Consider the following 26,380-nt stretch of genomic DNA (forward strand, 5'->3'; position numbering starts at 1 on the left):
TGGAGCTATTCACGCCGACAGGATGTGAATAGAGGTCAAGCAAACGCCCCCAGGAGGCAGCCGGCATGCCAGGTCCCCGCCCCGTCCGCTCCCCCCGCGGCACCGAACTCACCACCGCCGGCTGGCAGCAGGAAGCCGCCCTGCGGATGCTCCAGAACAACCTCGACCCCGAGGTGGCCGAGCACCCCGACAAGCTCGTCGTCTACGGCGGCACCGGGAAGGCGGCGCGCGACTGGCGTTCCTTCGACGCCATGGTCCGCACCCTCCGCACGCTCAAGCAGGACGAGACGATGCTCGTCCAGTCCGGCCGCCCCGTCGGTGTGATGCAGACCCACGAGTGGGCCCCCCGCGTCCTGATCGCCAACTCCAACCTCGTCGGCGACTGGGCCAACTGGGAGGAGTTCCGCCGTCTGGAGGCCCTCGGCCTGACCATGTACGGGCAGATGACCGCCGGCTCGTGGATCTACATCGGCACCCAGGGCATCCTCCAGGGCACCTACGAGACCTTCGCCGCCGTCGCCGCCAAGCGCTTCGGCGGCACCCTGGCCGGGACCATCACCCTCACCGCCGGCCTCGGCGGCATGGGCGGCGCCCAGCCCCTCGCGGTCACCATGAACGACGGCGTGGCGATCTGCGTGGACTGCGACCCCCGCGCCATCGAGCGCCGCATCGAGCACCGTTACCTCGACGTCCGCGCCGACTCCCTCGACCACGCGCTCCAGCTGGCGGTGGAGGCCCGCGACGCCCGTCGCCCGCTGTCCGTCGGCGTGCTGGGCAACGCCGCCGAGGTGCTGCCGAAGCTGCTCGCCATGGGCGCGCCCATCGACGTCGTCACCGACCAGACCTCCGCCCACGACCCGCTGAGCTACCTGCCCGTCGGCGTCGCCTTCGACGAGATGGCGGACCAGGCCGCCAAGGACCCGGCCGGCTTCACCACCCGGGCCCGCGAGTCGATGGCCCGCCACGTGGAGGCGATGGTCGGCTTCCTGGACGCCGGCGCGGAGGTCTTCGACTACGGCAACTCCATCCGCGGCGAGGCCCGACTCGCGGGCTACGACCGGGCGTTCGCCTTCCCCGGCTTCGTGCCCGCGTACATCCGGCCGCTGTTCTGCGAGGGCAAGGGCCCCTTCCGCTGGGCGGCGCTCTCCGGCGACCCGGCGGACATCGCGGCCACCGACCGCGCCGTCCTCGACCTGTTCCCGGAGAACGAGTCGCTGGCCCGCTGGATCAAGCTGGCCGGTGAACGGGTGAAGTTCCAGGGCCTGCCCGCCCGCATCTGCTGGCTCGGCTACGGCGAGCGCGACAAGGCCGGCGAGCGGTTCAACGACATGGTGGCGAGCGGCGAGCTGAAGGCCCCGGTGGTCATCGGCCGCGACCACCTGGACTGCGGCTCGGTCGCCTCCCCCTACCGGGAGACCGAGGCGATGCTCGACGGCTCCGACGCCATCGCCGACTGGCCGCTGCTGAACGCCATGGTCAACGTGGCCTCCGGCGCGTCCTGGGTGTCGCTGCACCACGGCGGCGGCGTCGGCATGGGCCGCTCGATCCACGCCGGCCAGGTCACCGTGGCCGACGGCACGCCGCTGGCCGGGGAGAAGATCCGCCGGGTCCTCACCAACGACCCCGGCATGGGGGTCATCCGCCACGTCGACGCCGGCTACGACATCGCCGAGACGGTGGCCGGCGAGCGCGGAGTCCGCGTCCCCATGCGCGAGGGCGACAGCCAGGGAGACAACGAGGGCGACGACCAGGGCGCCGGCGGGGGCGAGGGCGCGTGAGCGTGCCGAAGGAGTCCGCCGCCGTCCCCAAGGGCGCGTCGTTTAACGAGATGTGGCGGGACCTGGCCGGCATCGGCCGGGACCGCTCCTCCGGCGGGTACCGCAGGTTCGCCTGGACGGCGGCCGACGGCGACTGCCGCGCCTGGTTCCGCGAGCAGGCCGAGGCCCGCGGCCTGGCCGTGGAGACCGACCGCAACGGCAACCAATGGGCGTGGCTGGGCCATCCGTCCGCAGGGGACGCCGTGGTGACCGGATCCCACCTGGACTCCGTCCCCGACGGCGGCGCCTTCGACGGACCGCTCGGCGTGGTGTCGGCCTTCGCCGCGCTCGACGAACTCCGCACCAGGGGCGCCCGCTTCGACCGCCCTCTCGCGGTGGTCAACTTCGGCGACGAGGAGGGCGCCCGGTTCGGCCTGGCCTGCGTCGGCTCCCGCCTCACCGCCGGACTGCTCACCCGCGAACAGGCGCACCGGCTCACCGACGCCGACGGCGTCACCCTGCCCCACGCCATGGAGGCAGCGGGGCACGACCCGGACGCCATCGGCGCGGACCCCGAACGCCTCGGCCGCGTGCGCGCGTTCGTGGAACTGCACATCGAGCAGGGCCGCGCCCTGGACCTGACCGGCGACCCGGTGGGCGTGGCGAGCGCGGTCTGGCCGCACGGGCGCTGGCGGTTCGACTTCCACGGCGAGGCCAACCACGCGGGCACCACCCGCCTCGCCGACCGCCGCGACCCGATGCTGCCGTACGCCGAGACCGTCCTCGCCGCCCGCCGCGAGGCGACGCGCGCGGGCGCCGTCGCCACCTTCGGCAAGGTCGCCGTCGACCCCAACGGGGTGAACGCCGTGCCCTCCCTGGTGCGCGGCTGGCTGGACTCCCGCGCCGCCGCCCAGGAGGCCCTGGACGACGTGGTCGGCGCCGTGGAACGGGCCGCCCACGCCGCCGCCGAGGCGCACGGCGTCCACCTGGAGGTGGCCCGCGAGTCGTTCACCGGGGAGACCCGCTTCGACCACGCGCTGCGGGACCGCCTCGCCGACCTGCTCGGCGGCGAGCGCGACGACGGCCCTCGCCGGGCCCCCGTCCTGGGCACCGGCGCGGGACACGACGCCGGAATCCTCGCCGGGAGCATCCCCACCGCCATGCTGTTCGTGCGCAACCCCACCGGCGTCTCCCACTCCCCGGCCGAACAGGCCGCCGAGGACGACTGCGTCGCGGGAGTGCGCGCCCTCGCCGACGCCCTGGAAGGACTGGTCCGCGCGTGACCCACCCCGACAGCGGCCGCCCGGGCCGGTCCCGGGCCTACTGGCTGGAGCACGCCCTCCTCACCGCCGACGGCCCGGTCCGCTCCGGCGTCCTGGTGGAGAGCGGGGCGGACGGACGGATCACCGCCGTCACCGAGGACACTCCCGCCCCGCCGCCCGGCGCGGAGCCGCTGCGCGGCCTCACCCTCCCCGGCCTGGCCAACGCCCACTCGCACGCCTTCCACCGGGCGCTGCGCGGCGTCGTCCAGGCCGACCGCGGCACCTTCTGGACCTGGCGCGAGGTGATGTACCAGGTCGCCGGGCGGCTCGACCCGGACTCCTACCTGGCCCTCGCCCGCGCCGTCTACGCCGAGATGGCGCTGGCCGGCATCACCGCCGTCGGCGAGTTCCACTACCTGCACCACGCCCCCGGCGGGACCCGCTACGACGACCCCAACGCCATGGGCGAGGCGCTGATCGAGGCCGCCGCCCAGGCCGGCGTCCGGATCACCCTGCTGGACACCGCCTACCTGTCCTCCGGCTTCGGCGAACCCCCCACCGGGGCCCAGCTGCGCTTCAGCGACGGCGACGCCGAGGCCTGGGCCGCCCGCGCCTCGCTGCTGAAGGGACGCGACCACGTCACCCTCGGCGCGGCCGTCCACTCCGTGCGCGCCGTCCCGGCCGGCCAGCTGGCCCAGGTCGCCCGCTGGGCCGAGGAGCGCGGCGCGCCGCTGCACGTCCACCTCTCCGAGCAGCCCGCGGAGAACGAGGCATGCCTGGCCGCCCACGGCCGCACCCCGGCCCGGCTGCTCGCCGACCACGGCGTCCTGGGCCCGCGCACCACCGGCGTGCACAACACCCACCTCACCGACGAGGACATCGCCCTGATCGGCGGTTCGGGTACCGGTACCTGCATGTGCCCCACCACCGAACGCGACCTCGCCGACGGCGTCGGACCCGCGCCCGCCCTCCAGCGGGCCGGGTCGCCGCTCAGCCTCGGCTCCGACAGCCACGCCGTCATCGACCTGTTCGAGGAGGCGCGCGCCCTGGAACTCGACGAGCGGCTGCGCACCCGGGTCCGCGGCCACTGGAGCGCCGGTGCGCTGCTGCGCGCCGCCGGGGCGGACGGCCACGCCGCCCTCGGCCGCCCGGAGGCGGGCACGCTCGCGCCGGGCGCGCCGGCCGACTGGACGACCGTCGCCCTGGACACCGTCAGGACCGCGGGGCCGCCACCGGAGCGCGGCGCCGAGACCGCGGTATTCGCCGCGACGGCCGCGGACGTGCGCCACACCGTGTGCGCGGGCCGCCACGTGGTCCGCGACGGGGCGCACACCCTGGTCCCCGAACCCGCCCGAGAACTGGCGACGGCCGTCGCCCACCTGCGCACAGGACGAGCATGAGCACCCCTCCCAGCACCCCTGCCGACACCGCGACGACCAGTACCCTGATCGACAACGTCGCCCACCTGGTCACCAACGACCCCTCCCTCGGCTCCTCCCCGGACGGCTCACCGCTTGGCGTGCTCCGCGACGCGGCCGTCGTGATCGAGGGCGACCGTGTCGTGTGGACCGGTATGTCCAGGAAAGCACCCGCCACCGACAACCGGGTCGACGCCCGCGGACGCGCGCTGCTGCCAGGGTTCGTGGACTCCCACACGCATCTGGTCTTCGCCGGCGACCGCACCGAGGAGTTCAACGCGCGCATGTCCGGCCGGCCCTACACCGCGGGCGGCATCCGGACCACCGTCGCGGCCACCCGCGCGGCCGGCGAGGCCGAACTGGAGGCCAACCTGGTGCGGCACCTGACGGAGGCGCTGCGCCAGGGCACCACCACCGTGGAGACCAAGTCCGGCTACGGCCTCACCGTCGAGGACGAGGCCCGCTCGCTGGAGATCGCCGCCCGGCACACGCCCGAGGTCACCTATCTCGGCGCGCACATCGTCGCCCCCGAGCACGCCGACGACCCGGCGGCCTACGTCGAGCTGGTCACCGGCGAGATGCTGGACGCCTGCGCCCCGCACGCCCGCTGGGTCGACGTGTTCTGCGAGCGCGGCGCCTTCGACGGCGACCAGGCCCGCGCGATCCTCACCGCGGGGCGGGAGCGCGGCCTGGTGCCGCGCGTGCACGCCAACCAGCTGGGGCACGGCCCCGGCGTCCGGCTGGCGGTGGAGATGGACGCGGCCAGCGCCGACCACTGCACCCACCTGACCGACGCCGACGTGGACGCGCTGGCGAGCTCCGGCGGGCGGACCGTGGCCACCCTGCTGCCCGGGGCGGAGTTCTCCACCCGGGCCCCGTGGCCCGACGCGCGGCGGCTGCTCGACGCCGGGGTCACCGTCGCCCTGTCGACGGACTGCAACCCGGGATCGTCGTACACCTCGTCCATGGCGTTCTGCGTCGCGCTCGCCGTGCGGGACATGGGCATGACCCCGGACGAGGCGGTGTGGGCGGCCACCGCGGGCGGCGCGGCGGCGCTGCGCCGCGCGGACGTCGGACGGATCACGCCCGGCGCCCGCGCGGACCTGCTGCTGCTCGACGCGCCCAGCCACGTGCACCTGGCCTACCGGCCGGGCGTCCCCCTGGTGGCGGGGGTGTGGCGGGGCGGCGTCCGCGAGGTATGAGGCCCCCGAGGATCCCCACACCCGGCGGCACTACTCCTCGCCGGTGAGGCCCTCGCGCAGCTTGACCAGCGTCCGGGACAGCAGCCGGGAGACGTGCATCTGGGAGATGCCGAGCTCCTCGCCGATCTCGGACTGGGTCATGCCGGCCGTGAACCGCAGCGAGAGGATCTTCCGCTCGCGGGCCGGGAGCCCGGCGATCAGGGGCTTGAGCGACTCGATGTACTCGACGCCCTCCAGATCGTCGTCCTCGTAGCCGATGCGGTCCGCCAGGGCGCCCTCGGAGTCGTCCTCCTCGGGCTGCGCGTCCAGCGAGGAGGCCGTGTAGGCGTTGGAGGCGACCATGCCCTCCAGCACCTCCTCGCGGGAGAGCTCCAGGTGCTCGGCCAGCTCGCCGACGGTCGGCGCGCGGTCGAGCCGCTGCTGGAGCTCGTCGGTGGCCCTGGCGAGGTCGAGCCGCAGTTCCTGAAGCCGGCGCGGGACGCGCACGGACCAGGAGGTGTCGCGGAAGAAGCGCTTGATCTCGCCGATGATGGTCGGCATGGCGAATGTGGGGAACTCCACACCACGGCTCAGTTCGAACCGGTCGATCGCCTTGATGAGGCCGATGGTGGCGACCTGGATGATGTCGTCCATCGGCTCGCTGCGGGAGCCGAACCGGGAGGCCGCGAACTTCACCAGGGCCAGGTTCAGCTCGACCAGCGTGTTGCGTACGTAGCTGTGCTCCGCGGTCCCTTCCTCGAGCGACTCCAGCCGCTCGAACAGGGCCTTGGAGAGGGCGCGGGCGTCGGCCGCGCGCACGCCCGCGTAGTGCGGGATCTCGGGGAGGCCGTCCAGCAGGCCGGCCGGATCCGCGGGGGGAGCGGTGCCGGCGGGGCCGTGCGGCGGGGCGTCGGGACCGGCTTCGAGCACGGTCGCGGTCCGCTGGTGGGGGAGGTGGGGAACGGTCTGGACGGGGAGCGTCGCGTCCGGTGTGAGAGACGTGACCTCCTCGTGCGAATGAGGCGGGATTGCCGACGTCGCTCTGGGGGTATGCGATGCGTCGAGCCGGGGTGACATGAAGTCCTCCATCGTTCTCGGCATATGGCTGCCGATGCCAGTACGTACGCTTCTGCGGTGTGCGGCGCCTCCAAAGCCGGCCGGATCGGATGTGTCCTCATCAGCCCTACCCGCTCGGGCAACAAGACCGCAAGTACGCTCCGTACGCTTATGTCCCAATTCTTATGATTGTTCGACTGCCGAATTCTGCGCAGAGGGCGTAGGGTTCGGAGGCGGTATCAGCAGATCGGACGTCGAGAGAGAGACGGCAATGGACCACGGGACGGTCGGCAGCGCGCAGTCGGGCCGGCTTCTGGTGGAGGTACGGGAAGAGGGAGCCAGCGCCGTCGTGATCCCGGCGGGCGAACTCGACCACCACACCGCCGAACTCCTTCGCGAGCCGTTGGAGCGCAACCTGGCGAAGGGGCGCACACGGATCGTGGTGGACTGCTCCCAGCTGGAGTTCTGTGACTCCACTGGGCTGAACGTGCTGCTCGGCGCCCGCCTGAAGGCGGAAGAGGCCGGCGGCGGTATCCACCTGGTGGCGATGCGGCCCGCGGTGGCGCGCGTCTTCGAGATCACCGGCGCGGACACGGTCTTCTCCGTGCACGACACGGTGGAGAGCGCGCTCGCGGAAGGCACGGGAACCAGCTGATCGGCCGCGGACGTCACGAAGAGCGACGCCATGCGCAGTCGTTCGTGACATCTTGTGCTGAATCGGTGAAAGATGGCGGATAGGGCGAAACGGGGCGAATCGGTGAGTGTTCCGACGTCCGGGGCGGGCAGGAGAATTGCTGAGGACAGGGGGCGCCATGGACGGGGCCGGGCCGAGGGCCCGAACCGTTTCCGACGCCCCGAAGACCCCGAGGTCCACTCGTGTATCGGTGAATCGGTGAGGTGAAGCGCTGATGAGCACCACCCGGCCCTATCCGCCGGGCGACCGCGGCCCGCAGCCCGGCGGCGCTTCCCCCGCCCCGCCCGTCACGGCGGTGAACGGGACGTCTCCCGACCTGGAACAGGTGACGGGGGCTGCGAACGGAGGCGCGCCGGTGGCGCCGGAGGTACGGCAACTGAATCTGGCGGGGGAGAGCGGCGTCGTTCCCCTCTCCCGCGACTTCACGCGACAGGCCCTGTACGCGTGGGGCTGGTTGCCGTCGTCCACGGACGACGGGCGCGCGGCGGCGGAGGACGTGCTGCTGATCGTGTCCGAGCTGGTCACCAACGCGTGCCTGCACGCGGAGCAGCCGGAGTCGCTCACGCTCACCTTCGACCGGAAGACGATCCGGGTCGCGGTCACCGACCGGGGTGAGGGGCAGCCGACGCCGCGTACGCCGCATCAGGCGGGGCGGCCGGGCGGCCACGGCATGTTCATAGTCCAGCGCTTGTCGATGGACTGGGGGGTCGTCGCGGCCCCCGAGCTCCCCGGCAAGACCGTCTGGGCCGACCTCGCCCGCCCCACCTCCTGACCCGCCGCCGCGGCGCGCCCCGCGCGCCGCGGCCCCGGGTGACTTCTCGTAGCCTTCCCCGCACTTCCCGGCATTCCTCGCGCCGCAGCGACTCGGCCCCGGCCCCGCGCTGCGGCGCCGTCGCATCCCCAGCCGGCCATGGCCTCCCGCCCGGTCCGGGCCTCCACAGGCACCCCGTGCCTGCCCCACCCCCTCCGCCGTCCTGCGGGCGGCTGGGCCGCCCAGGGGGCGGCACGGGCGGGCGCAGGCCCCAGCCTCCGTGGCGAGTGGCTCCCCCACCCCGCGCAAGCCGGCCGCACCGTCCGCAACGGGACCCGCACCGCAGCGCGGCCGAAAGCCGAGCCCCGGCGGGCAGCACCGTTCTGTTCCCCCCCGACCCGCCCCCTTCCCGGAGGGACCTGAGGTTCCGGGGTGCGAGCCGTCCCCCGAGGACGTGGGGCCCTGCGCCCACCCGTGCCGCCCAGCGGCACGGTTGCCCGCAGGGAGGCGCGACACGTGGCACCGCACCGCTCGCAGAGGCAAAGCGCCGGGGGGGAACACGAAGGGGCCCTCCCGTGGGTACGGGAGGGCCCCTTCGGGGTGGGTGGGGACGTCAGCGGACGTCGCCCATGAGCTGCTTGACCTTGCCCCGGTACATGTAGACCGCGAAGCCGGCCAGCACCGCCAGCGCCGCCTCGAGGGCCACGAACCCGGTCCGGTCCAGGTTCACCCCCGCCTCGGCGACCAGCCCCGTCACCGCGTCACCCGCGGTGACGGCCAGGAACCAGACACCCATCATCTGCGAGGCGTACTTCGCCGGCGCCATCTTCGTGGTGACCGACAGGCCGACCGGCGAGAGCATCAGCTCACCCACGGTCTGGCAGAAGTAGATGAGCACCAGCCACCACGGCGAGACCTTGCCGTCGCCCGAGGCCACCAGCGGCAGCATGAAGACGAAGAAGGAGATGCCGACCAGAGCCAGACCACCCGCGAACTTCGCGATGGTGCTCGGCTCCTTGTCCTTGCGGGCCAGGGAGAGCCAGATCGTGGCGAAGACCGGGGCCAGCGCCATGATCAGGACCGGGTTGACGGACTGGAACCAGGAGACCGGGAACTCCCAGCCGAAGACCTGGTTGTCGACGTGCTCGTCCGCGAACAGCGACAGCGTCGAGCCGCCCTGGTCGTAGATCATCCAGAAGATGGCGGCGGCGACGAAGAACCAGACGTAGCCGGAGACCTTCGACTGCTCGGTGGCGGTCAGCTCCTTGTCCCGCTTGATGCGGACCAGGACCGAGACCGGGACGACCAGACCGAGGATCAGCAGCGGAACCGTGGCCCACTTCAGCGTGAAGGAGCCGGTCAGCGTGACGATGCCGTAGAAGACGACGGCGACGAGCAGCCAGATCATGGCCTTGCGCAGCGTGGCGGCCCGCTCGACCTGCGACAGCGGCTTGGGGACGACGCTGGACTCGGGGGCCAGGTGACGGGTGCCGAGCAGGAACTGCAGCAGGCCCAGACCCATGCCGACCGCGGCGAGGCCGAAGCCCAGGTGCCAGCTGACCGTCTGGCCGATGGTGCCGATGATCAGCGGAGCGGCGAAGGCACCCATGTTGATGCCCATGTAGAAGAGGGTGAAGCCACCGTCGCGGCGCGGGTCGTCCGGGCCGTCGTAGAGGTGGCCGACCATCGTGGAGATGTTGGCCTTCAGCAGACCGGAGCCGACGGCGACGAAGAGCAGGCCGACGTAGAAGATGGCGTTCAACGGGAGCGCCAGCAGCAGGTGGCCGACCATGATGATGCCGGCTGCGACCGCGGTGGTCTTGCGGGCGCCCCAGACGCGGTCGCCGAACCAGCCGCCCGGCATCGCGAGCAGGTAGACCGTGGCGACGTACACGGAGTAGATCGCCACCGCCGTGGTGGCCCCGAGGGCCAGGCCCTCCTCCGCCACCAGGTACAGCGGGAGCAGAGCGCGCATGCCGTAGTAGGAGAAGCGCTCCCACATCTCGGTCATGAAGAGGGTGGCCAGTCCGCGCGGGTGGCCGAAGAAAGTCTTGTCGGGCCCGTGCACCGGGGCCGAGGACTCCGTCAGGCTGGACGCCATGATCGTTCCTTGCTGTCGGGACGCGCGAGGGGATGGGTGCGCGCCCGGTGGGGGGAGGCCGGCACCGGTGTCGTCCGCCCAGATCCCGCCGCGGGGAGGAACGCTCCATGGGTGGGGAGCGGGAGGACGACCACGGGATCCACGCCCCGGGCGTCGTCGTCGACGCGAGGGACCCGGCCGCAGGTCTGTCACTGTCAGGGCCGGCTTGGGAACCGGCCCGCACCCACGTGCGGCGTCCGACGCGCATACGCGGAGGCTGCCCATGAGGCCAGAGCCATTAGACAGCAGGAACGCGTGTCAATGGGCATATAGGGGGCATTTGAGGTGATGATCACACCTCTGTCGTCTCGTCCGCTCCCATGATATCCGTGGCCGGTACAGCTTCTTGCCCGGGCGCCGGTCGCCAGCGGAGGACGACGCAGGACGGCGGAGGGCGAGGGCGGCGTGACGAGCGACCGGCGGCCCCCGCCGCCGGGAAATGCGGCGCGAAGGCGGCCTCCGGTGATCGCGGGGGCGGGACTACCATCACCCCATGACCCGTGTACTGCTCGCCGAGGACGACTCGTCCATCTCTGAGCCGCTGGCCCGCGCCCTGCGCCGGGAGGGCTACGAGGTCGAGGTGCGCGAGGACGGCCCGGCCGCCCTCGACGCCGGAGTACGGGGCGGGGTGGACCTGGTCGTGCTCGACCTGGGCCTGCCCGGCATGGACGGCCTGGAGGTCGCCCGCCGGCTCCGCGCCGAAGGGCTCAGCGTGCCCATCCTCATCCTGACCGCGCGCGCGGACGAGGTGGACACCGTCGTCGGCCTCGACGCGGGCGCCGACGACTACGTCACCAAGCCGTTCCGGCTCGCCGAGCTGCTGGCCCGGGTCCGGGCCCTCCTGCGGCGCGGCGCCGCCGAGCCGCAGCAGCCGCCCGCCATCCACGGCGTGCGGATCGACGTCGAGTCGCACCGCGCCTGGATGGGCGAGGAGGAGCTCCAGCTCACCGCCAAGGAGTTCGACCTGCTGCGGGTGCTGGTCCGCGACGCCGGCCGGGTCGTCACCCGGGACCAGCTGATGCGTGAGGTCTGGGACACCACCTGGTGGTCGTCGACCAAGACCCTCGACATGCACATCTCCTGGCTCCGCAAGAAGCTCGGCGACGACGCGGCCAACCCCCGCTACATCGCCACCGTGCGCGGCGTGGGCTTCCGCTTCGAGAAGAGCTGACACCCTTCACCCATGCGCCGCCGCCTCATCCAGTCCACGCTCCTCGTGGTCCTCGTGGTGATCGCCGTCTTCGGCGTCTCCCTGGTCCTGGTGGAGACCCGCACCATCAGCGCCAGCGCCCAGGAGCGGGTCGAGTCCGAGGCGGTGCGGCTGGCGAGCATCGTCGACGCCCGGGTCCTGGGGGACGAGGACGTCAGCGCCGCCATCCTGGAGAACCAGGTCGAGGCCGGACGGCACGCGGTGATCACCCTCCCCGGCGGCCGGGTGGTCGAGGTCGGCGACAAGCCGTCCGGCGACGTCATCCACGCCACCACCCGCGGCGAGGGCGGCGAGACGGTCCGGGTCGAGGAGCCCCGCTCCACGGTGACCCGGGAGGTCGGGCGCACCCTGCTGATCATCGGGGGTGTGGCACTGCTCGCGGTGATCGCCGCGATCCTGCTGGCGGTGCGCCAGGCCAACCGGCTCGCCTCCCCGCTCACCGACCTCGCCGAGACCGCCGAACGCCTCGGCTCCGGCGACCCCAGGCCGCGCAACAAGCGGTACGGCGTGCCCGAGCTGGACCGGGTCGGCGACGTGCTGGACCGTTCCGCGGAACGCATCGGCCGGATGCTGACCGCCGAGCGCCGGCTGGCCGCCGACGCCTCCCACCAGCTGCGCACGCCGCTCACCGCGCTCTCCATGCGGCTGGAGGAGATCACCCTCACCGACGACCTGAAGACCGCGCGGGAGGAGGCCGCCATCGCGCTCACCCAGGTCGAGCGGCTCACCGACGTGGTGCAGCGGCTGCTCACCAACTCGCGCGACCCGCGCACCGGCTCCGCGGTCTCCTTCGACATCGACGAGGTCATCCACCAGCAGATCGCCGAGTGGCGGCCCGCCTACCGCAGCGGCGGCCGGGCCATCGTCAGCTCCGGCAAGCGGCACCTGGAGGCGATGGGCACGCCGGGCGCCGTGGCGCAGGTGCTGGCCGCCCTGATCGAGAACTCGCTCATGCACGGCGGCGGCACGGTGGCCCTGCGCACCCGTGTGGTGGGCAACCAGGCGGTCGTCGAGGTGACCGACGAGGGGCCGGGCATCCCGGCCGACCTGGGCGCCCGGATCTTCGAGCGGACGATCAGCGGGCACAACTCCACCGGCATCGGCCTGGCCGTCGCCCGGGACCTCGCCGAGGCGGACGGGGGCCGGCTGGAGATGCTCCAGGCGCAGCCGCCGGTGTTCGGTCTCTTCCTGAGCCGGCCGCAGCCGGAACGCCCCCGCTCCAAGCCCTCGGGGCCGACGGTCCGCTGACCGCCGGGTGCCGGACGGGCCGGGGCGGCGGGCCGCTACGGCCGCCCGACCCGCTGCGTGGCGCGCCCCTGCGGGTGCACCCGTGAGGGGCGCTCCGGCGGCTCGGGCAGGGTCCGGAAGACCCAGGTGCGGTAGGACCAGAAGCGGAACAGCGTGGCCACCCCGACGCCCACGAACTTGAAGACGTTGTTCTCCAGCGGGGTGTCCCAGCCCATCCCGTACGTGGCCAGGAAGAGCACGCCGTTCTCGATGACCAGGCCGACGGCGCTGAACGCCAGGAACAGGGTCATCTCCCGGGTGCGGTGCCCGCGGTCCCGGTCACGGTAGGTGAAGTAGCGGAACCCGACGTAGTTGAAGGCGATGGCCAGCGCCGTCGCGGCCACGCCGGCCCGGCCGGGGCGCACCCCCGTGTGCAGCAGCACGTTGAACGCGGCGAAGTTGACCAGCAGACCGGCCCCGCCGACCGCGCCGAACTTGACGATTTCACGCCACAGGGCGCGCAGGCGGCGGCGGAACCCGCCCGGCGCGGCGGTGCGAGGAAGCTCTCTGCCCATCGCGGCCCAGCCCCGTTCATGTGATCGACGTCAACTCAGTCATGCTAACCACGGCCTCTCCGGCCTCGCGCGCGCAACGACGGGGGCGTGTGGAAGTCGGGCAGAAGTGGTACTCGCGTGACCGGTTTCCGCCTGCCGGGCCGGAAAGCGGAGCCGGAACGCACGCCCGATACCCTTGACGCGTGACGTTCCCGGTAGTCGGCATGATCGGCGGCGGCCAGCTCGCGCGTATGACGCACGAGGCAGGCATCCCGCTCGGCATCCGTTTCAAGCTGCTCAGTGACACCCCGCAGGACTCCGCGGCCCAGGTCGTCAACGAGGTCGTCATCGGCGACTATCGCGACCTGGACTCCCTCCGCGAGTTCGCCCGCGGCTGCGATGTCATCACCTTCGACCACGAGCACGTGCCCACCGAGCACCTGCGGGCCCTGGAGGCGGACGGCATCGCCGTGCGCCCCGGCCCGGACACCCTGGTGCACGCCCAGGACAAGGGCGTGATGCGGGCGAAGCTCACCGCGATCGGCGTGGCCTGCCCGCGGCACCGCATCGTCGCCGACCCGGCCGACGTCGCGGCGTTCGCCGCCGAGGGTGTGGCCGACGGCGCCGCCGAGGGCGACGGTTTCCCGGTCGTGCTCAAGACCGTGCGCGGCGGGTACGACGGCAAGGGCGTCTGGGTGATCAAGGGCACCGACGACGCGGCGATCGCCGAGCCCTTCAAGGCCGGCGTCGAGGTGCTGGCCGAGGAGAAGGTCGACTTCGTCCGCGAGCTCGCCGCCAACGTGGTGCGCTCCCCGCACGGCCAGGCGGTCGCCTACCCGGTGGTCGAGTCCCGCCAGGTCGCGGGCGTCTGCGACACCGTGATCGCCCCCGCCCCCGGCCTCGACGCCGGCCTCGCCGCCGAGGCCGCGGAGATGGCGCTCACCATCGCCAAGGAGCTCGGCGTCGTCGGCCACCTCGCGGTCGAGCTGTTCCAGACCCGCGACGGCCGCATCCTGGTCAACGAGCTGGCGATGCGCCCGCACAACTCCGGCCACTGGTCGATGGACGGCGCGGTCACCTCGCAGTTCGCCAACCACGTGCGGGCCGTCCTCGACCTGCCGCTCGGCGACCCGCGCCCCCGCCAGCCGTGGACCGTCATGGTCAACGTCCTCGGCGGCGACTACCCCGACATGTACTCGGCGTACCTGCACTGCATGGCGCGGGACCCCCAGCTGAAGATCCACATGTACGGCAAGGACGTGAAGCCCGGCCGCAAGGTGGGTCACGTCAACACCTACGGCGCCGACCTGGACGACGTCCTGGAGCGCGCCACGCACGCGGCCCACTACCTGAGGGGAATCGTCACCGAATGAGCAGCGAAGCGCCGCTGGTCGGCATCGTCATGGGGTCGGACTCCGACTGGCCCGTGATGGAGGCCGCAGCCCAGGCCCTCGACGAGTTCGAGATCCCCTACGAGGTGGACGTCGTCTCCGCCCACCGGATGCCCCGCGAGATGGTCGCCTACGGCGAGCAGGCCGCGGAGCGCGGGCTGAAGGCGATCGTCGCGGGCGCCGGCGGCGCCGCCCACCTGCCGGGCATGCTCGCCTCGGTGACGCCGCTGCCGGTGATCGGCGTGCCGGTGCCGCTGAAGTACCTGGACGGCATGGACTCGCTGCTCTCCATCGTCCAGATGCCGGCCGGGGTGCCGGTCGCCACGGTCTCCGTCGGCGGCGCCCGCAACGCCGGTCTGCTGGCCGCCCGCATCCTCGCCGCGCACGACACCGCCCTGCTGGAGCGGATGCGCGAGTTCCAGCAGGAGCTCAACGACCAGGCCACCGAGAAGGGCCGCCGGCTGCGCGCCAGGGCCATGGGCGCGGACTCCGGGAACGGCCGGTGAGCGCCTGGGAGGCGTCCCTGGAGCGGGCGCGCGAGCTGCTGCGAGAGTTCCCCGTCGTCGACGGCCACAACGACCTGCCCTGGGCGCTGCGCAAACAGGTCGGCTACGACCTCGACGCCCGCGACATCGCCGCCGACCAGAGCGCCGCGCTGCACACCGACCTGGCGCGGCTGCGCGAGGGCTGCGTGGGCGCCCAGTACTGGTCGGTGTACGTGCCCTACGAGCAGCCGTACCCGCTGGCCGCGACGCTGGAGCAGATCGACTGCGTGCGGCAGCTCATTGACCGCTACCCGGCCGACCTGCGGGCCGCGTACACCGCGGACGACCTCGAGGCCGCTCGCGCCGAGGGCCGCATCGCCTCGCTGATGGGCGCCGAGGGCGGCCACTCCATCGAGAACTCGCTGGGCGCGCTGCGCATGCTGTACGCGCTGGGCGTGCGGTACATGACCCTCACCCACAACAGCAACGTCGACTGGGCGGACTCCGCCACCGACGAGCCGCGGCACGGCGGGCTCACCGCCTTCGGGCGGCTGGTGGTGCGGGAGATGAACCGCGAGGGCATGCTGGTCGACCTCTCGCACGTCGCCCCGTCGACCATGCGGGACGCGCTGGACGCCTCCACGGCGCCGGTGGTCTTCTCCCACTCCTCCGCCCGCGCCGTCTGCGACCACCCGCGCAACATCCCGGACGACGTGCTGGAGCGGCTGCCGGCCAACGGCGGCGTCGCCATGGCGACCTTCGTGCCGAAGTTCGTCCTTCAGGCCGCGGTGGACTGGACGCTCGAGGCGGACGAGAACCTGCGGGCGCACGGCTTCCACCACCTGGACCACACGCCGGACGCGATGAAGGTCCACCATGCCTTCGAGGAGGCCCACCCGCGCCCGCGCGCCACGGCCTCAACGGTCGCCGACCACCTCGACCACATGCGCGAGGTCGCCGGCGTGGACCACATCGGCATCGGCGGCGACTACGACGGCACGGCGTTCACCCCGGACGGCCTGCGCGACGTCGCCGGCTACCCGAACCTGATCGCCGAGCTCCTCGACCGCAACTGGTCCCGCGACGACCTCGCGAAGCTGACCTGGGGCAACGCCGTCCGCCTCCTGCGCGACGCGGAGGCGGTCTCCCGCGACCTGCGCGCCACCACCGCCCCCTCCCACGCGACGATCACCACGGTCGACGCGTAGGGGTCACGCCGACTGTCCCCCAAAGGTGAGCCCCGGATTCGCCGCTCCAGCAGCGAATCCGGGGCTCACCTTTGGGGCATGCATCCCGGCGGGGGTCAGGCGGCGGGGCGGCCCATGCCCCGGTAGGTCCAGCCGGCGGCGCGCCACGGCTCCGGGTCGAGCGCGTTGCGGCCGTCCAGCAGCACCCGCCGCGCCGCGACCGCGCCCAGCTTCTCGGGGTCCAGCTCACGGAACTCGCGCCACTCGGTCAGGTGGAGCACTATCTCCGCCCCGCGCACGGCGTCCTCGGCCGTCTCCGCGTAGCCCAGCGTCGGGAAGACCCGCCGCGCGTTCGCCATGCCCTTGGGGTCGTACACGGTGACCTGGCCGCCCTGGAGGTGGATCTGCCCCGCGACGTTCAGCGCGGGGGAGTCACGGACGTCGTCCGAGTCCGGCTTGAACGTGGCGCCGAGCACCGCGACCCGCTTGCCGAGGAACGGTCCGCCGCCCAGCGCCTCCCGGGCCAGCTCGACCATCCGGCCGCGCTGGCGCATGTTGATGGAGTCGATCTCCCGCAGGAAGGTCAGCGCCTGGTCCGCGCCCAGCTCGCCGGCCCGCGCCATGAACGCGCGGATGTCCTTGGGCAGGCAGCCGCCGCCGAAGCCGATGCCGGCCCGCAGGAACTTCTTGCCGATCCGGTCGTCGTAGCCGATCGCCTCGGCCAGCTTGGCGACGTCGCCGCCCGCCGCCTCGCACACCTCGGCCATCGCGTTGATGAACGAGATCTTGGTGGCCAGGAAGGAGTTCGCCGAGGTCTTCACCAGTTCGGCGGTGGGGAAGTCCGTCACCACGAACGGCGTGCCCTCGGACAGCGGCGTCGCGTACACCTCGCGGAGCAGCTTCTCGGCCTGCCCGCCGCGCACGCCGACCACGATCCGGTCCGGGTGCAGGGTGTCGTCGACCGCGAAGCCCTCGCGCAGGAACTCCGGGTTCCAGGCCAGCTCCACGTCCGCGCCGCCCGGCGCGTGCTCCGCGAGGTAGGCGGCGAGCCGGTCCGCCGTGCCCACCGGCACCGTGGACTTGCCGACGACCAGCGCGGGCCCGGTCAGGTGCGGGGCCAGCGAGGCGATCGCGGAGTTCACGTAGCTCATGTCGGCGGCGTACTCGCCGTGCCGCTGCGGGGTGTTCACGCAGACGAAGTGCACGTCGCCGAAGGCGCCGGCCTCCGCGAAGTCCATCGTGAAGCGCAGCCGGCCGGAGGAACCCTCGATCCCGGCGACGTGCTTGCGCAGCAGGTCCTCGAGACCGGGCTCGTACATCGGGACCTCGCCCCGCTGCAGCATCTCGATCTTCTCGGGGACGACGTCCAGGCCGAGGACCTCGAAGCCGAGCTCGGCCATGGCCGCGGCGTGGGTGGCGCCGAGATAGCCGGTGCCGATCACGGTGATCTTGAGGGCCATGGATGCTCCTGGTGGTGACGTCCGTGCGGGTCCGCGTGCCTGCTGCGCGCCGACCGAGCATAACCGGGGGTGCGCGAGCTCCCGCAGGGGAAGACCCTGGAACGCGTCACCTCTGTCGTCAACCTCACGGTGCCGCGGCGCGGGAGACGGCCTAGGATTTGGCTACTAAACGGTAGTTAACTGAATGTCCCCTCTTCTTTGTTCTCTTGGAGCGTGAGAGACCTTGGCCGGATCGGCTGACTTCGACCTGTACCGCCCGTCCGAGGAGCACGACATGCTCCGTGAGTCGGTGCGTGCCCTCGCCGAGGCGAAGATCGCCCCGTACGCCGCGGCGGTGGACGAGGAGGCCCGCTTCCCCCAGGAGGCGCAGGACGCCCTGGTCGCCAACGACCTGCACGCCGTGCACGTCCCGGAGGAGTACGGCGGCGCGGGCGCCGACGCCCTCGCCACGGTGATCGTGATCGAGGAGGTGGCGCGTGTGTGCGCCTCGTCCTCGCTGATCCCCGCCGTGAACAAGCTGGGCTCGCTGCCGGTGATCCTCTCCGGCTCCGAGGAGCTGAAGAAGAAGTACATGACCCCGCTCGCCAAGGGCCGGGGCGGCTTCTCCTACTGCCTCTCCGAGCCGGACGCCGGTTCGGACGCGGCGGGCATGAAGACCCGCGCGGTGCGCGACGGCGACTTCTGGGTGCTCAACGGCGTCAAGCGCTGGATCACCAACGCCGGCGAGTCCGAGTTCTACACGGTGATGGCGGTCACCGACCCCACCAAGCGCTCCAAGGGCATCTCCGCCTTCGTCGTGGAGAAGTCCGACGAGGGCGTCTCCTTCGGCGCCCCGGAGAAGAAGCTCGGCATCAAGGGCTCCCCGACCCGCGAGGTCTACTTCGACAACGTTCGCATCCCCGCCGACCGCATGATCGGCGAGGAGGGCACCGGCTTCGCCACCGCGATGAAGACGCTGGACCACACCCGCATCACCATCGCGGCCCAGGCCCTCGGCATCGCCCAGGGCGCCCTGGACTACGCCAAGGGCTACGTCCAGGAGCGCAAGCAGTTCGGCAAGCCGATCGGCGACTTCCAGGGCGTGCAGTTCATGCTCGCGGACATGGCCATGAAGATCGAGGCCGCCCGCCAGCTGACCTACGCGGCCGCCGCGAAGTCCGAGCGCGGTGACGCCGACCTCACCTTCCAGGGCGCCGCGGCGAAGTGCTTCGCCTCCGACGTGGCCATGGAGGTCACCACGGACGCCGTGCAGCTGCTGGGCGGTTACGGCTACACCCGTGACTACCCGGTCGAGCGCATGATGCGCGACGCCAAGATCACGCAGATCTACGAGGGCACCAACCAGGTCCAGCGCATCGTCATGGCGCGCAACCTGCCGTAGGTTCCGGCACGGCACGCGAAGGGCGCCCCGGCCGCACGGCCGGGGCGCCCTTCGGCGTTCCGAGGGGTGACCTCGACGTGCCGGTCAGTTCCCCTTGACCGTGACCCGCTCGTCGCTCTTCAACTGCTCGACCAGCTTCTTGACCTTGGCCTTGTCCCAGACCAGGTTGCCGCCGCTGGAGCCGGATATCGGCATGTTCATCGACGTGCCCTCGCCGCCGGTGACGCCCTTCATCGCCCAGAACATCGAGGCCAGGTCGAACAGGCCGGTGTCCTCGCTGACGATCAGGGTGTCCAGGCCCGCGCTCAGCGTCGGGTAGAGGCGGAACGGGTTGAGGACCGTGCCCGGGGTGGCCGCCTGGTTGGCGAGCGCGGAGAGGAACTTCTGCTGGTTCTTCGTCCGGTCCAGGTCGCTGCCCGCGAAGGCGTAGCGGGTGCGGACGAAGGCCAGCGCCTCCTCGCCGTTCAGGGTCTGCTTGCCGGCCGCGAAGTCGGCGCCGGAGTTCTTGTCCTTGAACGCCTTGGGGATGTCCATCTCCACGCCGCCGACCGCGTCCACGATATTGGCGAAGCCGGCGAAGCCGATCTCCACGTAGTGGTCGATGTGCAGCCCGGTGTTGTACTCGACCGTGCGCACCAGCAGCTCGGGGCCGTCCATGGAGTACGCGGCGTTCAGCTTGATGCGCTTGCCCGTGCCGGGGTACTCCTTGCCGGACTCGGAGCCCTTGAAGCTGGGGAGCTCCACGTCGGAGTCGCGGGGCAGGGATATCAGCGTCGGGCCGTTGCTGCCGGTGTGCAGGATCATCATCGAGTCCGTGCGCTTGCCCTCGGCGGAGCCGGTGTGCAGGCGCTGCTTGTCCTCGTCGGACATCCCGTCGCGGCTGTCGGAGCCGACGATGAGGTAGTTGGTGCCGTCGCCCGCCTCGGGCCGGTTGATGACCTTGGAGAGGTCGACCTCCTCGCGGAGCTTGGAGTCGGCCCAGAAGTAGGTGCCGACCGAGATCACGAGCAGCGCGACCACGACGGTGGTCAGCGTCCGCTTGACCCTGCGGCCCCAGTCCGGGGTCTGCCGGTAGCCGCCGGTGTACCCGCCGTCGTCGTAGCCGTTACCGCCACCGCCCTGGCCGCCGTAGACCTGGCCGGTGTTGTAGTCGCTGTCGTACCCGGGGTCGTACGGGGGCGAGGCGGGCTGCCGCGGAACGCCGCCGTCGTACTGCGGAGCCTGGCCGGGGTAGGGGCCGGACGGCTCGCGGCGGACCTGGCGCATGACGCGGGCGGGCTCGGGCTCGCCCGCGGCGCCACCGCCGTAGCGGTCGCCGCGGTTGCTCTCCGACCATCCCTGAGGCCACTCATTCATGAGCGACAGTGTGCACGCTCGGGCGGGGCCCCCAGAAGGCCTGTGGAAAACCCGGAGCCCGGCTGTTGCGAACCCGACACATGAACCCGGGCAAATCGGGCGGGGGGATCGATCCGGCATAAGGTGGAGGGCATGACAGAACAGGCCCTGACCTCCGATTCCGGCATAGCCGCGGGCAAGCCCGCGTCCGCTTCCCGCCTCACCCTCAGCCACATCATGACCCACCACGACACCAACCTCCTGGGTACCGTGCACGGTGGTGTGATCATGAAGCTGGTGGACGACGCCGCGGGGGCGGTCGCCGGGCGGCACTCCGAGGGGCCCGCCGTCACCGCGTCCATGGACGAGATGGCGTTCCTCCAGCCGGTCCGGGTCGGGGACGTGGTGCACGTACGCGCGCAGGTCAACTGGACGGGGCGCACCTCGATGGAGATCGGGGTGAAGGTGCTCACCGAGCGGTGGAACGAGTCCGTGCCGCTGAGCCACGTGGGGTCCGCCTACCTGGTGTTCGCGGCGGTCGACGAGGGCGGGAAGCCGCGGCCGGTGCCGCCGGTGATTCCCGAGACGGAGCGGGACCGGCGACGGTGCCAGGAGGCGCAGATCCGGCGCAGCCACCGGCTCGCGCGGCGGCGGGCCATCCTCGAACTCCGCCAGGAACGCACCGCCGCCGGCTTCCCCGACTGACCTTCCCCACGAGGGGTCGGCCCACTTCCGACCGCTCCTTCGGCAAGGGCGGGGAGAGGTGGCCCGGCCCCCGCGGGAGGGCTACTCGCAGACGACCTGGTCGCCCGTGACGACGCCGTCCTCGCCCCGGTAGGGGTCCTCCGCCCGCACCCGCCGCACCTCGCGGAAGTCCGCCCCCGCGAGGACCCGCAGCGTCGGCCCCAGCCCCGGCCGGGCCCGCAGCTCGCTGCCGGGGAGCGCTGCCGCGAGGGACCGCGCGGACCGGTCCCAGCGGGGGTCGTGCAGCACCACCGTCCGCCGCACCCTCCGGTCCGCCGCGTTCACCGGCGCCCGCGTCGTCGCGAACCCCGTCGCCGCCAGCCCCGCGTCCACCCGCTTGCCGAGCCCCGGCGTCATGGTCCCGTTCTCCACCTGGACCCGGATCTGCTCCGGCGCCACCGGCACCCGCACCGCCTTGGGCCGCTTCGCGACGTGCGGCGCCAGCGGCCGGTCCGCGCGCAGCGCCGTGAAGATCCGCCGCGCCTTCCCGTCGTCCCACTTGAGCGTCTCGCCGGCGACGCCCCGCGCCCGGTACTTCCGGTCCGCGATCGGCACCGTCGTGAACTCCGAGGAGGACGGCGAGAAGTGCCGCATCGCCCGCCCCAGGTCGATCATCTCGCCGGCCCCGAAGCCGCGGTCCGCCCGCACGGACCTCAGGACCGTGCCCGCGACGTCACGCAGCTTGACCGGGTTGAGCAGCACCCCGGAGGAGGTGGCCTGCTCGATCAGCGCCGCCAGGAACCGCTGCTGCCGGTGCATCCGCCCGAAGTCGGAGGCCGCGTCCACGTGCCGGGAGCGGACGTACTGAAGGGCCCGCCCGCCGTCCAGCCGGTGCTGTCCGGGCGCCAGGTCCAGCCCGGTGTGCGAGTCCTTCAGCGGGTCGACGGTGCAGATCCGCACCCCGCCCAGCACGTCGACGGTGCGGATGAAGCTGGTGAAGTCGACCTCCACGTAGTGGTCGATCTTCACGGCCGTCATCTGCTCCACCGTCCGCACGGTCAGCTGCGGTCCGCCCTCCGCGTAGGCGGCGTTCAGCCGCACCGGGTGCGCCGGGCGCTCCCGGCCGGTGGCCGGGTCGGTGTACGCGGGCGCCACCGCGAACGAGTCGCGCGGCAGGCTCACCACGCTGGCCCGGTCACGGTCCTCGGAGATGTGGACGATCATCACGGTGTCCGTGCAGTGGCACGGTTCGCCCCCGAGGTGGTACCGGCGCCGAGTCTGCGCGGAGATCTTGTCCCGCCCGTCCGTGCCGACCACCAGGACGTTGGTGCCGTTCCCGTCGTGCGGGCGGTTCTTCATGTCGCGGAACGGGTCGATCCGCGCGATGCCGTCGTCGATGCCGGAAAGGACCGAGTGCCCCACGCCGGCCAGGGCGAGGACGGTCACCGAGAGCGCGGTCACCATGCGACCGCCCCATCCGCGCCGGCGACCCGCGGGCCGCCGCGGTCCGCCCCGGCCGCGACCGGGCCCGCCCGTCTTCCGCGGCGGCACGCCACCGCCGCCCGAACCCCACCCGGAGCCCCGCCCCGAACCCGGGCCGGAGCCCGCCCGGGAACCGCGCCTCGCGGCGCCTGTGCCCGCCCCGCCGTCCCGCCGCGGCCCCCGTGGCACACGCCCTGCCGGGCCCGAGCCCGCCTCGGAACGCCCTGCCGACCCACCGCCCACGGACCGAACGCCCACCGGCCGGTCGTCGCCCACGGACCGCCGGTCCCGCACCCGCCCGTCCCCGCTCCGCGCGCCGGACCCGCGGGACCCGCCGCCCGTGCGGAGCGTGCCGTCGCGCCGAGGCGAGCCGTCGGCCGCCCGGGAGGAACGGGGCTGCGCGGACCCCCGCCCGGCCGTCCGCGAGGAGCCGCCCCGGGGGACGGAACCGGACGCGGGCGCCCCGGACCGAGGGGCCCCGGCCCGGGAGGCGGCAGGGGAGTCGTACTCCTGCGAGGCGGTGCGCACGCCGCGCGGGACCCGTGGTGCGGGCGAGGAACCCGGCACCGGACCGGGCTGCGGGCGACGGCGCCGAGGGTCCGGTCGTTCGGGCGGTCGGGGCGGTGTGGCGGGCATGGGGCGGTACACCTCCACGAGGGCCTGGGGAGGGCCGGGGGCTCCGTAAACGGGCCATATGCATCCGTTCCGTGAGCACGGTAGGCCGATACGATCTGCAGCCCGGTCCCCCGGCAGGACGGCGCGCGCCCGTGTCCCCCGATCGCGGTAACGTGAGGCCTGATGAACGCCAATTCCGCCGCGCAGCTTCCCGCCGTGTCCGTGATCATGCCGGTCCTCAACGAGGAGCGGCACCTTCGCGAGGCAGTCCGTGCGATCCTCGCCCAGGAGTACGCGGGCGAGATGGAGGTCGTGATCGCCCTCGGCCCCTCCACGGACCGCACGGACGAGATCGCCGCCGAACTCGTCCGCGAGGACCCGCGGGTGCACACGGTCCCCAACCCGACCGGCCGCACCCCCGCCGCCCTGAACGCGGCGATCAATGCCTCCCGCCACCCCGTGGTAGTCCGCGTCGACGGCCACGGGATGCTCTCCCCGAACTACATCGCCACCGCCGTCCGCCTCCTGGAGGAGACCGGCGCGCAGAACGTCGGCGGCATCATGCACGCCGAGGGCGAGAACGACTGGGAGCACGCGGTCGCCGCCGCCATGACCTCGAAGATCGGCGTGGGCAACGCCGCCTTCCACACCGGTGGCGACGCCGCCCCGGCCGAGACGGTCTACCTGGGCGTCTTCCGCCGCGAGGCGCTGGAGCAGCAGGGCGGCTACAACGTGGAGTTCATCCGCGCCCAGGACTGGGAGCTCAACTTCCGAATCCGTGAGGCGGGCGGCCTGATCTGGTTCTCGCCCGAGCTGCGCGTCTCCTACCGGCCGCGGCCCAGCGTCAAGGCGCTCGCCAAGCAGTACAAGGACTACGGCCGCTGGCGGCACGTGGTGGCCCGCTACCACCAGGGCTCCATCAACCTGCGCTACCTCGCCCCGCCGACGGCCGTGTGCGCCATCGCCGCGGGCCTGGTCGCGGGCGTCGCGCTCACCCCGTGGGCGCTGGTGATACCCGGCGGGTACCTGGCCGCGATCGTCGCCGGCTCCGTCCCGGCCGGCAAGGGCCTCCCGCTCAAGGCGCGGCTGCAGATCCCCGTCGCCCTGGCCACCATGCACATGTCCTGGGGCTGGGGCTTCCTCACCAGCCCGAAGTCGCTGGCCCGCAAGGTCATCGCCTCCCGCCGGCCGGCCGTGCTCACCCCTGCCACCGACTGACGCGCCGCTGCCACGGCATACGAAGGGCCCCGGTCGGATCGACCGGGGCCCTTCGCCGTAGGAGCGCCGCGAGGCCAGGCGCCTACCAGGTGTAGATCTTCTCGGCGACCTTCATGCACTGCTTCTTGTCGGCGCCGTTCTGCGCGCCCGCGCTCTCGGGGAGCTTGCCCTCCTCCAGCACGTTGTCCTTCGGATAGGTGGCGCCCTCACGCCAGTCGCCGCCCACCGTCAGCGTCACGCCGTTCACCTCGGAGGACTTCTTCACCGATGCGGCGGGGATGCCCAGCGACTCGGCGACCCGCAGGGCGTCGCCCTTCAGTTCGGCGCTCGGGTACTGCACCACGGTCCGCTTGGTGGGATCCGCCGCGGCCTTGTCCACCTCGGCGAGCTCGAAGCCCTCGCCCACCAGCGCGTCCTTGATCGCCAGGGCGCGGCCCGGCACGGCGCCGAGCGTCTCGTCGGCCGTGCCGTTGCGGACCTGGACGGCGATCTCCCCGTCGGGGGCCGCCTCGTCCTTGGGACCGGTGTCCGCGCCCTTCTTCTTGCCGTTGCTGTCGAAGGGCACGTCGTCCTGGAGCATCGCCCACAGCTTGTCGGCGTCGCCCGGCTTCGGTATCAGACGGTTGATGTCCTGGGGGTACGGGACGTTGGGCATGGTCGTGGTCGTGATCCGGTTGACCGGGACGTCCTTGAGCTCCATGGCCAGGTCGGCGAGCTTGGCGACGGTGCCGATCTCCTCGGAGACCTTCAGCGCCTTGGTGGCGGCCTCTGCCAGGTCCGTCAGCTCGCCGGTGTCGGTGAAGACGCTCTTGCTCTGGAGCTCGCGCATCATCGAGTTCATGTACATCTGCTGGGCCTTGGCGCGCATGGGGTCGCTGCCCCAGGCGTGCCGGGTCCGCAGCCACTGCAACGCCTGCTCACCCTTGATGGGGCGGGTCCCGGCCTTGAGCTTCAGCCCGGAGCCACCTCGCTGCATCGCCGTCGACCGGTCCCAGACGTTGTCCTCGACGCAGACGGGCACGCCGCCAATGGCGTTCGTCATGTCCACCACGCCGATGAAGTCGATGACGATCCAGTGGTCGATGTAGACCCCGGTGAGGTTCTCCCAGGTCGACAGCGTGCAGCCGGGGCCGCCGCGCTGCAGCGTCGAGTTGATCATTCCGTAGGTCTCCGGATAAGGCGTGCCGTCGGAGTCCGTGCACTTGGGGATCTTGACCATGGTGTCGCGCGGGATGCTCACCATCGAGGCGCTCTTACGGTCCGCCGATATGTGGAGGAGCATCTGCACGTCGGCCCGGGGCTTCTGCCCGACGTTCTCCTTGCTGCCGCCCAGCTTGAGGTTCCGCGGATCGTTGCGGTCGTCCGACCCCATGATCAGAATGTTCAGCGGGGTCTGCCCGGCGGCGTTCGGCTTCGTCTTCTTGGCGTGGGACTTGCCGCCGGCGCGGGAGTCGGTCCTGATGTTGCTGTTGAGGTGCTGGTAGTACAGGTACCCCGCCACGCCCGTGCCGACCAGCAGGAAGGCGAGCGTCAGACCCGTCCAGCGCAGGACGCGGCGTCTTCGCCCGCCGCTGCCGCGTCTGCGGCTGCCGCGGCCATGACCGCCCCCGTGCCGGCCGCCGTCCCGGGGGGACGTGTCGGAGCGGTCCCCGTCCTCGCCGAGCGGTCCGTCCTCGGCGCCGTCGGCCCCGTACAGGCCGTCGTCCCACCCCAGGTCGGCCGCGTCCCCCGCAGAGCGGCGGCGCCGGCCCTCACCGCGCACACGCGTCTGTGCCATTCGTGCCCCTCCCCCTGTCCTCGCCCGCCTACGGGACCGCCCCGCGCGTCTCACCTGTGAGATGCGCGAGGCGGTCTTTTCGTTGCGTGCTCTGTGCTGTGCGTTTCGCCAACTG

21 protein-coding genes are annotated in these 26,380 nt (G+C 72.5%); 14 read left to right on the forward strand and 7 right to left on the reverse strand.

Annotated elements, in window-relative coordinates; translation table 11 throughout:
* Positions 1-65 precede the first annotated feature (65 nt).
* The 4 genes from hutU to hutI are packed head-to-tail and all read left to right on the forward strand — an operon-like array spanning position 66 to position 5,639.
* Entirely contained in the window at positions 66-1,778 is a 1,713-nt protein-coding gene (hutU, locus tag ABT026_RS09155; protein ID WP_351113478.1) for a urocanate hydratase, read from the forward strand.
* Positions 1,775-3,040: an allantoate amidohydrolase gene (locus ABT026_RS09160; protein WP_351113479.1), complete on the forward strand. Its 1,266-nt coding sequence runs from the start codon at positions 1,775-1,777 to the stop codon at positions 3,038-3,040. The genes hutU and ABT026_RS09160 overlap by 4 nt, the downstream gene beginning before the upstream one ends.
* Positions 3,037-4,419 carry a formimidoylglutamate deiminase gene (locus ABT026_RS09165; protein WP_502967929.1) on the forward strand — a complete coding sequence of 461 codons (1,383 nt, stop codon included), beginning with the start codon at positions 3,037-3,039 and terminating at the stop codon, positions 4,417-4,419. The genes ABT026_RS09160 and ABT026_RS09165 overlap by 4 nt, the downstream gene beginning before the upstream one ends.
* Entirely contained in the window at positions 4,416-5,639 is a 1,224-nt protein-coding gene (gene hutI, locus ABT026_RS09170) for an imidazolonepropionase (RefSeq protein ID WP_351113480.1), read from the forward strand. Before ABT026_RS09165 ends, hutI begins: the two co-directional genes overlap by 4 nt.
* A gap of 30 nt (positions 5,640-5,669) precedes the next feature.
* On the opposite strand, the gene ABT026_RS09175 is transcribed toward hutI, so the two are convergent.
* Positions 5,670-6,707 carry an RNA polymerase sigma factor SigF gene (locus ABT026_RS09175; protein ID WP_502967930.1) on the reverse strand — a complete coding sequence of 346 codons (1,038 nt, stop codon included), beginning with the start codon at positions 6,705-6,707 and terminating at the stop codon, positions 5,670-5,672.
* 238 nt (positions 6,708-6,945) lie between these two features.
* On the opposite strand from ABT026_RS09175, the gene ABT026_RS09180 reads away from it, so the two are divergent.
* On the forward strand, positions 6,946-7,329 hold the full coding sequence (locus ABT026_RS09180; protein WP_351113482.1) for an STAS domain-containing protein: 384 nt from the start codon (positions 6,946-6,948) through the stop codon (positions 7,327-7,329).
* 253 nt (positions 7,330-7,582) lie between these two features.
* Positions 7,583-8,140, forward strand: coding sequence for an ATP-binding protein (locus tag ABT026_RS09185; protein ID WP_351113483.1), 558 nt, complete (start codon positions 7,583-7,585; stop codon positions 8,138-8,140).
* 592 nt (positions 8,141-8,732) lie between these two features.
* Here the strand turns inward: ABT026_RS09185 and ABT026_RS09190 are convergent.
* The gene (locus tag ABT026_RS09190) at positions 8,733-10,220 is read right to left on the reverse strand and encodes a peptide MFS transporter (protein ID WP_351113484.1); all 1,488 of its coding nucleotides are present in this window, start codon (positions 10,218-10,220) and stop codon (positions 8,733-8,735) included.
* Between the two features lie 532 nt (positions 10,221-10,752).
* Here ABT026_RS09190 and ABT026_RS09195 point away from each other — a divergent pair.
* Both ABT026_RS09195 and ABT026_RS09200 read left to right on the forward strand, forming a co-directional pair.
* The gene (locus ABT026_RS09195) at positions 10,753-11,430 is read left to right on the forward strand and encodes a response regulator transcription factor (RefSeq protein ID WP_166022251.1); all 678 of its coding nucleotides are present in this window, start codon (positions 10,753-10,755) and stop codon (positions 11,428-11,430) included.
* 12 nt (positions 11,431-11,442) lie between these two features.
* Positions 11,443-12,717 carry a sensor histidine kinase gene (locus ABT026_RS09200; RefSeq protein ID WP_351113485.1) on the forward strand — a complete coding sequence of 425 codons (1,275 nt, stop codon included), beginning with the start codon at positions 11,443-11,445 and terminating at the stop codon, positions 12,715-12,717.
* Between the two features lie 35 nt (positions 12,718-12,752).
* On the opposite strand, the gene ABT026_RS09205 is transcribed toward ABT026_RS09200, so the two are convergent.
* Positions 12,753-13,271, reverse strand: a complete 519-nt coding sequence (locus ABT026_RS09205; RefSeq protein ID WP_351113487.1) for a GtrA family protein — start codon at positions 13,269-13,271, stop codon at positions 12,753-12,755.
* 182 nt (positions 13,272-13,453) lie between these two features.
* On the opposite strand from ABT026_RS09205, the gene ABT026_RS09210 reads away from it, so the two are divergent.
* The 3 genes from ABT026_RS09210 to ABT026_RS09220 are packed head-to-tail and all read left to right on the forward strand — an operon-like array spanning position 13,454 to position 16,334.
* On the forward strand, positions 13,454-14,623 hold the full coding sequence (locus ABT026_RS09210; RefSeq protein WP_351113488.1) for a 5-(carboxyamino)imidazole ribonucleotide synthase: 1,170 nt from the start codon (positions 13,454-13,456) through the stop codon (positions 14,621-14,623).
* On the forward strand, positions 14,620-15,147 hold the full coding sequence (purE, locus tag ABT026_RS09215) for a 5-(carboxyamino)imidazole ribonucleotide mutase (RefSeq protein ID WP_351113489.1): 528 nt from the start codon (positions 14,620-14,622) through the stop codon (positions 15,145-15,147). Before ABT026_RS09210 ends, purE begins: the two co-directional genes overlap by 4 nt.
* On the forward strand, positions 15,144-16,334 hold the full coding sequence (locus ABT026_RS09220; protein WP_351113490.1) for a dipeptidase: 1,191 nt from the start codon (positions 15,144-15,146) through the stop codon (positions 16,332-16,334). Before purE ends, ABT026_RS09220 begins: the two co-directional genes overlap by 4 nt.
* A 95-nt stretch (positions 16,335-16,429) precedes the next feature.
* Here ABT026_RS09220 and ABT026_RS09225 read toward each other — a convergent pair whose 3' ends face one another.
* Complete coding sequence (locus tag ABT026_RS09225) at positions 16,430-17,773, reverse strand: UDP-glucose dehydrogenase family protein (protein ID WP_351113492.1); 1,344 nt, start codon at positions 17,771-17,773, stop codon at positions 16,430-16,432.
* A gap of 223 nt (positions 17,774-17,996) precedes the next feature.
* On the opposite strand from ABT026_RS09225, the gene ABT026_RS09230 reads away from it, so the two are divergent.
* Positions 17,997-19,154: an acyl-CoA dehydrogenase gene (locus ABT026_RS09230; protein ID WP_351113493.1), complete on the forward strand. Its 1,158-nt coding sequence runs from the start codon at positions 17,997-17,999 to the stop codon at positions 19,152-19,154.
* An 84-nt stretch (positions 19,155-19,238) separates the two neighbouring features.
* Here ABT026_RS09230 and ABT026_RS09235 read toward each other — a convergent pair whose 3' ends face one another.
* Positions 19,239-20,510 carry an LCP family protein gene (locus ABT026_RS09235; protein WP_351113494.1) on the reverse strand — a complete coding sequence of 424 codons (1,272 nt, stop codon included), beginning with the start codon at positions 20,508-20,510 and terminating at the stop codon, positions 19,239-19,241.
* Positions 20,511-20,642: 132 nt separating this feature from the next.
* On the opposite strand from ABT026_RS09235, the gene ABT026_RS09240 reads away from it, so the two are divergent.
* Entirely contained in the window at positions 20,643-21,194 is a 552-nt protein-coding gene (locus tag ABT026_RS09240; RefSeq protein ID WP_351113495.1) for an acyl-CoA thioesterase, read from the forward strand.
* An 81-nt stretch (positions 21,195-21,275) separates the two neighbouring features.
* Here the strand turns inward: ABT026_RS09240 and ABT026_RS09245 are convergent, their stop codons facing one another.
* Positions 21,276-22,724 carry an LCP family protein gene (locus ABT026_RS09245; RefSeq protein ID WP_502967931.1) on the reverse strand — a complete coding sequence of 483 codons (1,449 nt, stop codon included), beginning with the start codon at positions 22,722-22,724 and terminating at the stop codon, positions 21,276-21,278.
* Positions 22,725-23,453: 729 nt separating this feature from the next.
* Between ABT026_RS09245 and ABT026_RS09250 the strand changes: the two genes are divergently transcribed.
* The gene (locus ABT026_RS09250) at positions 23,454-24,488 is read left to right on the forward strand and encodes a glycosyltransferase family 2 protein (RefSeq protein WP_351113497.1); all 1,035 of its coding nucleotides are present in this window, start codon (positions 23,454-23,456) and stop codon (positions 24,486-24,488) included.
* A gap of 82 nt (positions 24,489-24,570) precedes the next feature.
* Here ABT026_RS09250 and ABT026_RS09255 read toward each other — a convergent pair whose 3' ends face one another.
* Complete coding sequence (locus tag ABT026_RS09255; RefSeq protein ID WP_351113498.1) at positions 24,571-26,265, reverse strand: LCP family protein; 1,695 nt, start codon at positions 26,263-26,265, stop codon at positions 24,571-24,573.
* Positions 26,266-26,380 lie beyond the last annotated feature (115 nt).

Source organism: Streptomyces sp. NPDC002734 (assembly GCF_040295685.1).
In the GTDB taxonomy this organism is placed as follows: domain Bacteria; phylum Actinomycetota; class Actinomycetes; order Streptomycetales; family Streptomycetaceae; genus Streptomyces.